This is a genomic window from Chryseobacterium carnipullorum (assembly GCF_003815695.1).
Classification (GTDB): Bacteria; Bacteroidota; Bacteroidia; order Flavobacteriales; family Weeksellaceae; genus Chryseobacterium; species Chryseobacterium carnipullorum.
In genome coordinates this window covers 1263771-1277442 of the sequence record NZ_CP033920.1, presented here as the reverse complement: position 1 = coordinate 1277442, position 13672 = coordinate 1263771, and the positions used below count along the sequence as shown (strand labels likewise).

The following is a 13672-nucleotide window of genomic DNA, read 5'->3' as shown; positions in this document are numbered from 1 at the left end:
CAATGGATTTTAAGTAAAAAATAAAAGGCTGTCGATACTGACAGCCTCATTTATTTTTAGTGAGAAGTTTAAAGCATTCCCAGTTCAAACTTCGCTTCTTCGCTCATCATATCCTTGTTCCAGCTCGGTTCGAAAGTAAGTTCCAAGTCTACACTTTTTACACCTTCTACTTCTCCCACCTTATCTTTTACCTCCTGTGGCAGGGTTTCTGCAACCGGGCAGTTCGGGGTAGTAAGGGTCATTATAATTTTTACATCGCCATCTTCGGAGATCTGTACATCATAGATGAGGCCTAGTTCGTAAATATCTACCGGGATTTCCGGGTCATATACGGATTTTAAGACCTTGATGATTTCCTCACCAATGTCAGCAATTTGATCGTCTGTAAATTTCATTTTTTAATCTAGATTGATATTCCTTTTCAACAAATTTTCCTGACGCATCCGCCGGAAAACATTTGCCAAAGTTAAGACATCTTTTTCACAATAGTCCACAATTCGCTGCAAGTCTTTTTCTATGTAGTAGATTGATGAAACCATTGAACCGTCTATATCATCTTTAGGTGTAGGAATTCCGAAGACATGAGCCAGCAATTCCAGGGAAACAAAACTTTTATAATCTCCGAATTTCCAAAGCTCCATTGTATCAATATGCGGAATTTCCCATGGCTTTTTTCCAAACATCTGGAACGGAACAGGAGGCTGCATTCCATTGATCAGGAAACGTCTGGCAATCCAGGGAAAATCAAATTCTTTTCCGTTGTGGGCACAGAGAATAATATTGTTCAGTCTCGGGCTGTTGAAGATTTCTCCGAATTCCTGAAGCATCTTTTTTTCATCGTGGCCGGAAAAGCTTTTAATTTTTAAGGTATCATTCTTTTCTACCATTCCGATCGTGATGCAGATGATCTTTCCAAACTCGGCCATAATGCCTGCACGGTCATAAAACTCTGCTGCACTGACATCTTCTTTTCTCTGGAATCTTGTTTTCTTTTCCCAGAGCTTCTGTTCGGTTTCTGGTAAGTCTTCCCATGATCCGGATCCCGGAACGGTCTCAATATCAAGGAATAAAACTTTTTCTAATGGAATGTGTTGTATCATATGGGTTTGTGTTTTTATCCTACCTGCATTCCGTTTTTCACGGGAAGGGATGGTGTCAAAAGAGTAACCTCTTTTTTGTCTTCACCATAAACGCCCAGAACCAGACATTCGCTGAAGAAATTAGCGATCTGTTTTCTTGGGAAATTGACTACAGCCATGACCTGCTTTCCTACCAGTTCGTCTTTTTGATAAAGGGAAGTGATCTGAGCAGACGAATTTTTAATTCCAAGATCCCCGAAATCAATTTGAAGTTGGTAAGAAGGATTTCTTGCTTTCTCAAAATCATTCACGGAAATGATGGTTCCGCATCGGATGTCTATTTTTTCAAAGTCTGTCCAGGATATTTCCGGCTTTATGGTCATGATAATGAATTGATTAAATGTTCTACTTCTGTTTTTTCTACAGCATATTTCTGTTGCAGTTCTGATCCTTCACCCATTCTTCTGTAATATTCCAGCGCCTGGCCTCCAAAGAATTTTTTATAATGATCCGATAGTTCAGGAATCTGTGGAAATACTTTGTGAAAAAGCATTTCAGAATAAGCCTGAAATTCTCTTTCATTTTTGTCTTCAACGACCTGTCCTGGCGCTTTCTGACGGACGTGAAGCATTTCGTGGGCGACCATATTCAGAACAAGGGTCAGATCAAAATCAAATAAATTCTTCGGAATCATGACCGTCTGCGGACCTCCCAATACGCCTTCTGCCGTTAAAAGCATAGAAGTAGGAGACAACTCTTCCCTGAATCCAAAACCTGCAAAGTTTTCATGCTCCAGATCAAAGGAATGGATTAAAAATTGGGCGGCATCCAGAATTTGGTCGTGTTCTTTGTAAGCCTCAAGGTGTAAGTTGATCTGCTCGAAATTCATTCAGAATATGTTTTAAACAAATGTATTAAAATATTTGGAGTGCTACTTTCTTAAAGATAGAATTTTAGATAGGGTTTGTTCTTTGTATGGATTGTAAAAAGGCATCGTTTTTTGAGATTTTAAGCGGGTATTTATGTTGGGTATTTTTATTCTTTTTGATTGTCCAGCTCAAATTTCACTCTGTCTGCCTCTATCAAATTTTTCAGTTCTTTTTCGTCAGGAAGATATGTTCTGTATTTACTTGCGAATAGCTTCTCATTTTCTGACATTACGGAGTATTTCACTACCGTTTCATCTTTTTCGGTACATAAAATAATTCCTATTGTGGGATTGTCATCAACTCCTTTCTTCAGATCATTATACATTCTTACATACATATCCATTTGCCCAATGGCTTCGTGAGTCAGCTTATGAGTTTTAAGATCTACAAGCACAAAGCATTTAAGGTAATAGTTGTAAAATACCAGATCTATATAGAAATCTGAAGTATCAGTAACGATATGCTGCTGTCTGGCAACAAACGCAAACCCTTTCCCTAACTCCATTAAAAATTGCTGAAGGTGCGTAATTAAAGCTGATTCTATTTGAGTTTCAGTTTGTGATATGTCTGAAGGAAGTCCTAAGAATTCAAATATGTAGGGGTCTTTAATATAATTGGATATTTCTTTGTTTTCTGCTTCCGGAAATTTTAATAATCTACCTAAATACTGGCTGTCAATGTTTCTTTGAAGTGTCCTGGTATTCCAGCTTCCTTCAATAGAATGTTCTATATACTGTATTCTGTGTTCAGTATTTTCAATTCTACTAATAATTCGGTAGTGAGTCCAGCTCAATTCGGTACGCACTGCGTTCCAAATTGGAAATGCGATGAAAAAAGCTCGCATGTTATTAAGATTTCTTTCATTAAATCCCTTTCCAAATTCCAATGATAGATGATTAGCAAGATTCTTCAAGACTGATTTTCCATACTTCGCACGAAGTTCACCATTTTGTTCATCCTCAATAATAAGCTGCCCAATTTCCCAATACATTTTCAGCAATATAGTATTACTGTTTCTATAAACTTGGTCTTTGGCATCAACAATAATTTTTGCAATGGAACTGTAAAGGTCTTGATTAAATTCTGGTTTCTTTTCTATCATTTACCAAAATTACAAAATTTACTCTCTCTAATTTAGCTAACCTCAAAGATCATTTTTCAGGTTTTATTAATTTATAGAACACACCAAACATTCAGCAGTTTAATAAATCCAGAATAGCTATATAATCGTTTTTTGAAATTATTTTTTGTAGTTTAAAACTTCAACATATTTAAAATTTTCAACATCAATACCGGGATTAAATCTCTTAAATTCATTTACTGCCATTTGAGCAACAACTTTATTGGGAAAAACAGTAGCAGTTACACTATGTATAATTTCATATCTAAAAGTTTCATTGTAGTAATCAACAATCTGCACTAGAGCAAATTCTTTTTCTCTCATTTCTGCATATACTCTAATAGGATTAGTTTGTGTTATTTTTTTACTCATGGTATTGTTATTTTTTATCGTTTTCAACTTCATTTTCTAATTTCAAAATTTTTCCCATTTCATTATTCTTTAGATATAAAGAATAGTTAATTAATCCAAGCACTTCATTTATAGTGAAATTAATTCCTCCTTTCTTATTTGATGGTGATCTATCAATAAGTATTTTAATGTAACTCTTATCTTCGTTAAGAATTAATGAAGAATATTCTACAAGTATATCTTTTGCATCCAACGTTTTCTGAGATTCTTTTATTGGTTGGGAATATGTCTCATCAAAATCGATATCAATTTCACCCAGGGATTTATATTGGTCAATATTAAAATTTAAATGTTCTTCTACATGTAGTTCTCCTGCAAATGGAAGATTATTTGCCTCTTCTTTTACTTCAATTAGCTTTTCAAACTGTTCCTCTGAAAGTTCATAAACTGTCTTATTATAGATAATAATTCTCTTTGATTCACCATTCATAATTTCATCTTATTTTCTTTAAAAATTCTTGTGTAATTTTTCTTCGATGTTTTATGCTTTGAAGACCTATTAGTCTTCTATTGTGATTTATAATTACAGAATCTTTTATAAATTCATCATCCGTTCTTTTCAAACCATATACAGTTTTTAATTGGTTAATCTGAAGGTATCTTTCTACCATTTCTGCATAATACCTTGGTGGTAAGTCACCGGATTTTATATATTCTATGAGAATAGTTTTGAAATATTCATAATCTTCTATTTGTTTATGGCGGAGTATTTGTAAATATTCCAATTTCTGAAGCATTTAGCATTCAACCGGAGGCAGTATATAGTCTTCAGGGGGCAAAGTTAAAAGATGATTATGACTTTGTTGGCTATACAATAACAAACATGAAACAAACCCTTGGATATACCAATGTTCCTGTAATGGTGCAATACAATGCCACTCCAGAATTTTATCTGGAAGCTGGCCCTGAATTTGGGCTCTTTATAAATGCACAAGCTAGAGGAGATATTAATGGTAATTCTTATAAGACAAGTAATAAAGATGCATTAAAAACCTTTAATTTTGCTTTAGGTCTTGGCTTAGGATATAAATTTACCCCGAACTTAGGCATTAATGCCCGTTATATTGCAGGTTTAAGCAATATTGTTAAAAACAGTGGAGAAGAGATTTCAAAAAACACAAATTTCCAGTTAGGTCTAAATTACTATTTTAGATGATTTTGTTAGTCATAATTTCAGCAAAATACATTTATAAATTAATAGAACCAGAAGTAGCGAGAATTCCTATAGACGATACAGAAAAATAAGATTTGTAATTGATAATAAATAGAGCGTCTAAATTGAACGCTGTATTTTCATATAAATCTACAAATTTACAGGGAAGTTTATCATCACAAAAAACAAATTCTTGAGCCTGTTATTTTCTTTATTGAATTAGCAGGCTCTTCTGGTAAACTTCCCTGTTTTGGTAAACTTCCCTGTTTTTCAGACCAATTAAAATTATTAAATTTAGTTTGTTAAACATTATGAAAAAGAGCAAATTTTCAGAACATCAGATTATCAATATTCTGAAAGAATATGAATCTGGGAAAGCGACAAAAGACATCTGTCGAGAACATGGGATTTCTGCACCTACTTTCTATCAATGGAAGCAAAAGTATGGAGGAATGGATGCGCAGCATCTTAAGGAGCTTAAAGCTCTACAGGAGGAAAACGTACGTCTTAAACGCATGTTTGCAGATCTGAGCCTGGATCATCGTATCTTAAAGGATATCATTGAAAAAAAGCTTTAAAGCTCTGTGAACGAAAAGAACTGGCAGAGGGGGTTATTAGCGAAACAGGAATCAGTGTTCATAGGGCTTGCAAGATCGTCTGCATGAGCCGCAGTATGTATTATTATGGGCATAAAAAAGACGACCAACCCGTTATCTCAAAATTACTGGATTTGGCAGCGAGGTATCCTACAAGGGGATTTGAAACCTATTATGGTAAGATACGTTTGGAAGGTCTGCTTTGGAACAGAAAAAGAGTCCTCCGTGTTTATCGAAATATTAATTTAAAACTAAGAGTTAAGCGCAAACGTCGTATTCCGTGTCGGATTAAAGAGAAGCTGATTGTCCCAGGTGCAGTCAATGAGACATGGTCAATTGACTTCATGAGCGATGCTTTGTCTAATGGACGAAGGTTTAGGGTTCTGAATGTCATTGATGATTATAATAGGGAGTCATTGGTTAATGAAGCATTTTATTCAATTCCAGGTGTCAGATTGGTACAAAGATTAAAAGAATTAATCACATACAGAACTAAGCCCAAGCGCATAAGATCCGACAACGGTCCTGAGTTTTTATCCAAGGTTTTTGTGGACTTCTGTAAAGATAATGACATTGAATTGCAATATATACAACCGGGGAAGCCCGCACAAAATGCATATATTGAACGCTTAAACCGCACATTCAGAGAAGATGTTTTAGATGCATATCTGTTCGGATCTTTAATAGAAGTAAATGCAATTGCTTATGAGTGGCAGATCGATTACAACAGTAATCATCCGCATAAATCGTTAAATGGACTTAGTCCTTGGCTGTATGCTAAAGAAGTTTTAGTGTATTAGAGTGTATTTTATATTTATTAACTGTTTGAAAAAGGGAAAGTCTTCAAAAAAAGAACTAGATGTAGCTTTATCTGATTTTGAACGAAATATTGGAACGCTAACATTATCAGAAAAGAAAAAACAAATTTTTTCTAACTTCGTTGATACTTTAACTTTAATAAATTATAACACACCTAATTATTTTGAAGTTGCCTCTTCCACAACTGGAAGATTATTTGGTTCATGTTTATCTGCAACAATTGGTTTTGGAATTGCTGCAGGATGTTTAGCAACAATTGAAGTTGGCTCTTGGGGAACTGCAACAGTATTAACATGTGCAGGATATGTTTGGGCTAGTGGAGAATGGGTTGCTGCATGTAGAAAAAAATAAATTTTTATGATAAAAATAAATCTAAAAATACAGTTTATATTACTATTAGTTTCTCTTTTTTTTGTAGGACTTGGGATAGAAACTATTATAGAAGAAAAAGCCTATTCTGGTGTTACTCTTCTTAAACAAATATCTCATCTTGGTCCCTTTATAATTAGTAGTATTATATTAATTAGAAATATTTATTATAAAGGAAAAAAAAATAATATAAAATATAATAGCATAATTAAACTCCCGGATTCAATATCCGGGATATTTTTTCCCTGGTTCTCCGATCATAGACCATGGCATGAGTCCACTCAATTTGTTTTGAATTAACTGAAGCCTTTCCAAAACAGGGAAGTTTACTAAAAGGGAAAGTCTTCATATCAATTATTAGAGAAAATTCATCACTTGATAAAATCTTTTCTAACAAACTAAATTCTTACAAAAAACTATCAAACTATCAAAGATAATTAAGCATTTTCATTATTCATTATGGTTTTCCGTATAAACATTACAAGAAGAAATCTTACTACTTTAAATATAAAAGAAGTATTAATTAATTTTTATTCCAGATTTATTCCAGCTAAGTCAAAATCAATTCTTAGTATACAATTCACTAATGTAATAATAGGAAGTATTCGTATTTATGACAATCCGTATTTATACTATATTTATACATACTAAATTGATTTATTTTTAATTACCATATTCTTTATCTCATCATCATTATGATTTTCGAGGATTTTACAATATCGGTAGAATGTAGCCCTTGTCAATCCAAGAGGCTTATAAATTTCTTCTGGGGATTTAGTGAGATCTTTATAAAGCGACCGCATTATTAAAAGTTTAGAAATTGTTTCTTTTGTATATCCCTTCGGTCTTCCTCCGATTCTTCCTCTAGCTCTTGCAGACTGCAATCCTGCATTAGTTCTTTCTCGAATCAACTCTCGTTCATATTCAGCCAGAGAAGCCATGAGATTTAGAAATAGTCTGCCATTAATAGTGGAAGTGTCTACACCATCAACAAGACCTTTTATAATAATTCCTTTATCACTTAAACTTAATACAAGATCAATGATATTCTTTAAGCTTCTACCTAATCGGTCTAGCCGCCAAACATAAAGTTCATCACCTTCCCTAAACTGCTCGATCATTTTATTGAGCTCCGGACGATTTTTTGTTGTACCAGAAATTTTTTCTTGATAAATTTTTTCAATTAGCTTTTTCAAGAGCTTCAATTTGTAAATCCAAATTTTAGTCTTTGGTCGAAACCCGGGCATATCCAATTTTCAGATTTTGTTATATTAAACTCATCCTTCATAAAATTATGAAACTTTGTTTAATGATATGAGATTTTGAGAAAGCAAATTGAAAAAATAAGATTTCAAAATTTTCATCTTTTAAATCTCGAAATACCACTATTAAAAGAGCCCAACTCTAAGCCAGGCTCTTCATATAAAGAAAAAAAATTGGTTATGGATGCTCGTTTCGGGCTCTTAAAACCAGATTGACAAGGTCAGATCCGCCACTTGCAAAGTTTTCACTAGGGTTATGGGCACTTTGCGTCGCCACAGCATAAGGAGCGCCATCCCAGTATCCCCAGAACGGACCACCGCTTTGTCCGGGCCAGATATCTGCTTTATGGGTCATGCTTTCATTATCATCAGCACTCCAGAAATCTCCGTCTAAAGCAATACCTGTCTGATAGGTTGGTCTTTGAGTTCCTGTTAAATCTCCAGGATATCCTGCGTGAGTCCAGTAAGCACCGCCATCCCACGAATCGGTATATGATTTTGCACCCATCCATCCTGTGCTGTTTCCGATAGGACGGTCTAAGACAATCACCACATAATCATATTGAATTTCTGTAGAATCAATTGTAGGTCCGGCTACTTTGTATTTGTAATAAGTGAGTGTTCCCCATGCACTTCCGTAAGGAGCACTTCCATTATAATACATCGGTGTGAATTTTAGCCAGCCCGTGTTGTTATTAGGCTGCCAGTCTACCATATGAGCACAGGTAAGAAGATGTCTCGGACCGATCATTACTCCGCTTCCTGAGCCCAATGCGCTTTCCACTTTTCCCACGCATCGCCACGGATACGCTGTAGAATTAAATACTTTTCTCTGATCAGGACCGAATATTGTTTTTACTCCTTCTGTGGTTAGGAAAGATTCTCTTTCAATGAATTTCGGTTTACGGTCTTTTTTAGCTTCCAGTTTAGGCTGGTATTCAAAATCTGCATGGGTAGGATAGAAGTGATCGGTTTCAAGGACTTTTCCTTCTGCTGCTTTTTCGTTCGCAGGCATTCCGATCGATTTCATTCCTTTGGGAAAAGACCGTCCGTCAATGGTTTCCATGGCTGGTCCCTGGTTGGTTGATTTGTCGGCATTTACAAGTTTCTCAGTTGATTTTGCTTTAACGGTTTTAAGTCTTGACACTTCTTCCGCCGTCATGGGTTTGTTATTTTCAGTTGTAGACATGATTATTTAGGTTTTTAATCAGTTTTTTCCTACTCTTTGGATGGCTTTTCGGATTCCGCCAGTAATTGTTTAAGAAAATATTTTTTGAGAAAATTCTGTTGTGATACTTTCTGTCTGATTGACTTGCGCGGCTCCCATCGCAGTGAGTGCCATTGCCGTCTGTTTGTCCAGTGTTTTTCTGACGATATTACCATTGGTTGCGCGCAATATTTTACAGAAATGGTAAGTGAAATATCCTCTGATCTGCCCGCTTATATTGCCTTCCATAGATACCTGATTGTCTTTGCAGGCGGCCCATAACGTATGATTCATTCCGGCAACCGGGACCAAAGCTTTCGTCATGGTCATTGCTTTTTTTGAATTTTTAGAGGATTGCATTTCACTGGCATACGTCATATAAAATTCATCTTCCAGCATCGGTGGAATAAAACGCGGGGCTTCATAAGAGAGCTCTAAGTCCAGTCCCAGATCCATTTTTCTGGTTCCTGTTCCCGAATGGCAGCAGTCGAAGATCACTTCCAGATTAACGCCTGCTTTCAATTTGCTGAGTACCGCTTTGAAATCATCATCACGGATCACTCCGGCACTTGCATAATCGTGCGGACAAATCGCTTCGTCCAGACCATCTATTTCCAGGTCAGTTCCAATATTGGCAACTCTTGTTCCGTGCCCGGAATAATAGAAGACCAGTGAATCTCCTTTTACACTGCTGTTGACCAGTGATTTAAGGTAAGTCAATATGTTAGCCCTTGTTGCATTCTGGTTGGTGAGAATTTTAATCTTTGCGGGATCAAAACCGCAAATGACTAAGGTGTTAGCCATATCCCTTGCATCATTGATGCAGCCGTTCAAATCCGGTCCACCTGATCCGATAGGAGCGTAGTCATTGATTCCTACTACGAGTGCTTTTTTCATGTCGATTAGTTTTTAAATTATCCCTACTCTGTTTCGGCTTTTCGGGTTCGGCCTTCATGGGTTAGTTGTACAGGACAAAATTCCATTATTTAACAGGATGAAAAAAGAGGGAAAGGACTGATTATGTGGTAGGTAAAACACCCTTTCTGAGGTTTGAATGAGTTGTTTTAACACCGGATTTATACGCATGATTGATGCTTTTAGGTATTGGGGATTTAAAATTTATTTTAACGCAAAGGCTATTTAGGAAGGAGATAATTTTGAGGAAAACAAAGAATTCAACTAGGTCGTTGATAAAGTTGCCGGATAAACGTGAGATTAGTTGAATCAATGAGATTGATTCCTTCTTTGCTCTCCTTATACTACGGCATTAGAGTAGATCTTTGCGTTAAAAAAATAAGCATTCTCCTTTGTAACTGAACCATTGTATGGGCGACACCAATGAAGGGAAAAACGGAAAAATCCGATAGATTGTAAAATCTACCGGATGAATGATTGAGTTATAATGGTTTTGGACTATATTGATTTAAACAGAAAATCAGATCAGTATAGATCATGTTTTAAGGCAAAAAGAACGAGGCCTACCCTGTTTTTGATTTCCAGTTTGGTAAAAACAGAATCTCTGTAGCCGTCGATAGTTTTAGGGCTGAGGAACATTTTATCGGCTATTTCTTTATAGGTAAGCTCGCTACAGGCCCATTTTATGAATTCTTTTTCCCTGTCCTTTAATTCGGAAAGGAGGGAAGCAGTCTTGATATCTTCTGTTTTTACTTTTAATAATTTCTGAGCGACAAAATCAGTATAAAAACTTCCTTTGTCGTATACTGTATCAATGGCCTGAAACAGAATGGTAGGCTGCATATCTTTCAGCAGATATCCTTTTGCCCCTGCCTTCAGCATTTTAATCAGCACTTTTTCATCATCTTCCATGGTGAGGGCAATGACCTTAATGTTGGGATGATGCTCTTTGAGCCATTCTGTGGTTTCTATACCGTTTTTATAAGGCATATTAATGTCCATCAGTACAACAGCCGGGAGTTCCGAAGCTTTTTCTATGGCTGCTATAAAATCTTCTCCGTTCGGATGATTCATAATCACGCTGTATTGAGGATTTTCCATGATCATATTTTCCAGTGCTTTGGACATTAAAGTATGATCATCTACAATTGCTATGGGAATCGTTTTCATGGTAAGTGTTTGTAATAGGTTATGGAGGTCTGAGTTCCTTTATCAAGTTCTGACTGTATGGAAAATTCTGCATGAATCAGTTTTGCTCTCACTTCCATATTTTTCAATCCTGAACCGTCCTGTATTTGGTTGGTATTAAACCCTTTTCCGTTATCTGAAATATTGATGCGTAACGTATCTTGATCATCATCCACACGGATGGTTACATTTTTGGCTCTGGAATGTTTTAAGATATTATTAATGCTTTCCTGAATGATCCGGAATAGGATCAAACCATGTTTGGGAGAAATATCAATATCCTGTTTCTGGGTGATGAATTCTATTTTTAATAATTTAAGCTTTTGTATTCTTTTTACTTCTCTTTCTATAGATTCTGTCAATCCGAAATGGATGATCTGTTCGGTAATCAATGTTTTAGACAAATTTCTGATATCCTGAATGCATTCACCTAATAATTCACTCAGCTCGTTAAGTTCCTCTTTTTCTGAGTTTTTCAGCTTGGAAATGAGCTGATTTTGCCGCAGACGGACGACTGAAAGTTTTTGTCCTACATCATCATGAAGTTCCTGTCCGATATAGTTCAAAGTCTGCTCTTTTATTTCCACCTGTGAGGTTGCCAGCTCTTTTTCAAAGCGCATATCTTTTTCTTTTTGGGCGATCAGAAGTGTGGTTTTCTTTTTGATAAAGACCACATAGATGAAGATCATCGTCAAAACGACAATAAGTAAGGTAATCGTAAAAGTAATGACCAAATTATTTTCTTCCATATTATAATAAGGTTCTTATCTAAGTCTGGCTTGCTTATTCAGAATCAATCCTAATATTAGGATTCCGTTACTGATAAAGTTCAGCATAAATAAAATAAAAAAGTAAATATGTTCTGAAACAGTAGTCCTGAAATAAAAGATCGGAATACTTCCTATAAATAGGATCAACAAAGCGACCGATATCCAAAATGGGAAATAGTTATTAAGGTCCAGTATTTTATCAGAATTAAACGTCTGATATAAAAATAAAATAATGGAAAACATGAGCAAAAGAATGTCGGTATACAGTATACTAAATGAAAAATGATGTAAGAGATCAGCCTTTATACAAAACATCACGATGATATTGATAGCAAAAATGATTAACAAGACTAACTGTATTTTTCTAAGGACAGGCAGATACAATAATCGGTAATAATAGAGCAAATACAGAAAAAATGCGATCACTAAGAAACCAATTACATAAAATATTTCGGTAGATTGATTGGTAGCCTTGAAATAAAAATAGCAGAAGATGTCTATCATCGAAAGCAGGACATATCCTATGATAAAAAATAAATTCTCTTTCCCGATTTTCCTGGATTTAATGATCATTAATACTATGACCACAACGGAGATGACCATAGAGATCTGTTTCCCGACTTCTATATTCCAGTTCATGACTTTATTGTTTAAGGCATATCAGCTGTAGATACTTTAGGTGGAGGAGCGAGGTTGGTCATATTCAGGACTTGCATCTCTGTTACATTGGTATTTTCATCTGTCGTTAACTTCATGGTTCTGGACATCGCCGTTGTGCTGTCTCTTTTCAGATTTTGAGCGGTAGGTACCAGAAATATCGTCTGATAGCCTGCGTATTCCGGTTTTGCCATTTTATTTTTAGGATGATTCATAGGATATTTTCCCATATAAATTCTGATCCCCGGGTTTTTAAGTTTTTGCTTTTTAGCGGTTTCTTTCACATATTTGATATATCCCTCCAGATCTTCTACCGAAAACCAGTACCAGCGTGAATCGGGTTCTCCGTTTCTGGATCTCGTAAGAACAACATTGTTGGTTCTGGAATATTCATTATAAAGTACCCTACCTTCTTTGTAGCTGATCAGTTTCTTTTTATAACTGTTACTTACAGGTTCTTTGGGCGGTTCAGAGCAGCGTGTGCAGCTTAGCATGCAAAAACTTGAAATCAGAATGGCAAAAAGCCAACTAAGTTTTTTGAATAGAAAAGGAGTTTTCATTTTTTATGGTTTTTAATTTTATAAAACAAAATTAGGGAACTGCTCTCTACAAAAGGGGGAAAACACTGTTTTTGTCTTTTACTAAATTTACAACATTTTGGTTTGACTTTCAGAGAGATAAAGGAAATTTTGATAATGCTTATCCAGTGCGGTTTTTAGAAGGTTGTCTTGAAAATTTTGGATGCTACAGACTTTTTGTTGTTCCTGTTTATTGCATCAGAGGACTCAAATAATTCACATTCTGTTCAAATATTTTTAATAGTCTACTAATTTAGTAGGCTTATATGATTTATCTCATACGCTCGTGTAACTTGATTCGTAAATAATTAAATACTTTTGACCCAGTTAAAAAAAGTTAAAATGTATTCTCATGAATAAGCATTCATTCAATTCTTACTTATGCAACAATATGGCTCCTGTATTTGTTCAACACAGATGTTGCGCAGATGCTTGCCTTTCACAACACAGTCTTATCGTTCCTGATATGTGTTTTGACTTTTCGATGGGCAGAATGATGCAGGCCTAAACTTCTGAAAAAACAAATAAGGGTAGGAATTCAATCAAAATAATTTCAAAGTCTTTCTAAGGCAGATCTGTTTTCTGCCGGTTTCAAAATCATCTTTATAACAATCTCTCT

General features: G+C 35.4%; 20 protein-coding genes. 5 read left to right on the top strand and 15 right to left on the bottom strand.

Annotated features, from left to right (window positions below; translation table 11 throughout):
• Window positions 1-68: 68 nt before the first annotated feature.
• From EG346_RS05900 to EG346_RS24760, 8 genes are all read right to left on the bottom strand, one after another.
• Window positions 69-395 carry an SUF system Fe-S cluster assembly protein gene (locus EG346_RS05900; protein WP_073328229.1) on the bottom strand — a complete coding sequence of 109 codons (327 nt, stop codon included), beginning with the start codon at window positions 393-395 and terminating at the stop codon, window positions 69-71.
• A gap of 3 nt (window positions 396-398) precedes the next feature.
• Entirely contained in the window at window positions 399-1100 is a 702-nt protein-coding gene (locus EG346_RS05895) for a 3'-5' exonuclease (RefSeq protein ID WP_073328227.1), read from the bottom strand.
• 14 nt (window positions 1101-1114) lie between these two features.
• Window positions 1115-1462 carry a tRNA-binding protein gene (locus EG346_RS05890; RefSeq protein WP_123877321.1) on the bottom strand — a complete coding sequence of 116 codons (348 nt, stop codon included), beginning with the start codon at window positions 1460-1462 and terminating at the stop codon, window positions 1115-1117.
• Window positions 1459-1968, bottom strand: a complete 510-nt coding sequence (locus tag EG346_RS05885; protein ID WP_123877320.1) for a hypothetical protein — start codon at window positions 1966-1968, stop codon at window positions 1459-1461. The genes EG346_RS05890 and EG346_RS05885 overlap by 4 nt, the downstream gene beginning before the upstream one ends.
• 146 nt (window positions 1969-2114) lie before the next feature.
• On the bottom strand, window positions 2115-3110 hold the full coding sequence (locus EG346_RS05880; protein ID WP_123877318.1) for a PDDEXK nuclease domain-containing protein: 996 nt from the start codon (window positions 3108-3110) through the stop codon (window positions 2115-2117).
• A gap of 138 nt (window positions 3111-3248) precedes the next feature.
• Window positions 3249-3500 (bottom strand): hypothetical protein, encoded by a 252-nt coding sequence (locus EG346_RS05875; RefSeq protein ID WP_123877316.1) that lies wholly within the window; start codon window positions 3498-3500, stop codon window positions 3249-3251.
• 7 nt (window positions 3501-3507) lie between these two features.
• Window positions 3508-3969, bottom strand: a complete 462-nt coding sequence (locus EG346_RS05870; RefSeq protein WP_123877314.1) for a hypothetical protein — start codon at window positions 3967-3969, stop codon at window positions 3508-3510.
• Between the two features lie 4 nt (window positions 3970-3973).
• On the bottom strand, window positions 3974-4264 hold the full coding sequence (locus tag EG346_RS24760) for a hypothetical protein (RefSeq protein ID WP_123898137.1): 291 nt from the start codon (window positions 4262-4264) through the stop codon (window positions 3974-3976).
• Between EG346_RS24760 and EG346_RS05865 the strand changes: the two genes are divergently transcribed.
• The 4 genes from EG346_RS05865 (at window position 4216) to EG346_RS05855 (ending at window position 6458) form a co-directional block, all read left to right on the top strand.
• Window positions 4216-4695, top strand: a complete 480-nt coding sequence (locus EG346_RS05865; RefSeq protein ID WP_123877312.1) for a porin family protein — start codon at window positions 4216-4218, stop codon at window positions 4693-4695. The genes EG346_RS24760 and EG346_RS05865 overlap by 49 nt on opposite strands.
• 308 nt (window positions 4696-5003) lie before the next feature.
• On the top strand, window positions 5004-5270 hold the full coding sequence (locus tag EG346_RS25060) for a transposase (RefSeq protein WP_073337027.1): 267 nt from the start codon (window positions 5004-5006) through the stop codon (window positions 5268-5270).
• A gap of 83 nt (window positions 5271-5353) precedes the next feature.
• The gene (locus EG346_RS05860) at window positions 5354-6088 is read left to right on the top strand and encodes an integrase core domain-containing protein (RefSeq protein WP_262511541.1); all 735 of its coding nucleotides are present in this window, start codon (window positions 5354-5356) and stop codon (window positions 6086-6088) included.
• A gap of 25 nt (window positions 6089-6113) precedes the next feature.
• Window positions 6114-6458, top strand: a complete 345-nt coding sequence (locus tag EG346_RS05855) for a hypothetical protein (RefSeq protein WP_123877308.1) — start codon at window positions 6114-6116, stop codon at window positions 6456-6458.
• A gap of 665 nt (window positions 6459-7123) precedes the next feature.
• On the opposite strand, the gene EG346_RS05850 is transcribed toward EG346_RS05855, so the two are convergent.
• The 7 genes from EG346_RS05850 to EG346_RS05820 all read right to left on the bottom strand — a co-directional run bounded on the left by EG346_RS05850 (window position 7124) and on the right by EG346_RS05820 (window position 13035).
• The gene (locus EG346_RS05850) at window positions 7124-7672 is read right to left on the bottom strand and encodes a recombinase family protein (protein ID WP_228426631.1); all 549 of its coding nucleotides are present in this window, start codon (window positions 7670-7672) and stop codon (window positions 7124-7126) included.
• Window positions 7673-7916: 244 nt separating this feature from the next.
• Window positions 7917-8927, bottom strand: coding sequence for a trypsin-like serine peptidase (locus EG346_RS05845; RefSeq protein WP_123877306.1), 1011 nt, complete (start codon window positions 8925-8927; stop codon window positions 7917-7919).
• Window positions 8928-8996: 69 nt separating this feature from the next.
• Entirely contained in the window at window positions 8997-9842 is an 846-nt protein-coding gene (locus EG346_RS05840) for a caspase family protein (RefSeq protein ID WP_123877305.1), read from the bottom strand.
• A gap of 543 nt (window positions 9843-10385) precedes the next feature.
• Entirely contained in the window at window positions 10386-11030 is a 645-nt protein-coding gene (locus tag EG346_RS05835; RefSeq protein ID WP_123877303.1) for a response regulator transcription factor, read from the bottom strand.
• On the bottom strand, window positions 11027-11797 hold the full coding sequence (locus tag EG346_RS05830) for a sensor histidine kinase (RefSeq protein ID WP_123877301.1): 771 nt from the start codon (window positions 11795-11797) through the stop codon (window positions 11027-11029). Before EG346_RS05830 ends, EG346_RS05835 begins: the two co-directional genes overlap by 4 nt.
• Window positions 11798-11812: 15 nt before the next feature.
• Window positions 11813-12457, bottom strand: a complete 645-nt coding sequence (locus EG346_RS05825) for a hypothetical protein (RefSeq protein WP_123877299.1) — start codon at window positions 12455-12457, stop codon at window positions 11813-11815.
• 11 nt (window positions 12458-12468) lie between these two features.
• Window positions 12469-13035, bottom strand: a complete 567-nt coding sequence (locus EG346_RS05820; protein WP_123877297.1) for a hypothetical protein — start codon at window positions 13033-13035, stop codon at window positions 12469-12471.
• Between the two features lie 370 nt (window positions 13036-13405).
• Between EG346_RS05820 and EG346_RS24755 the strand changes: the two genes are divergently transcribed.
• Entirely contained in the window at window positions 13406-13561 is a 156-nt protein-coding gene (locus EG346_RS24755; RefSeq protein ID WP_164466344.1) for a hypothetical protein, read from the top strand.
• The last annotated feature ends 111 nt before the right edge of the window (window positions 13562-13672 follow it).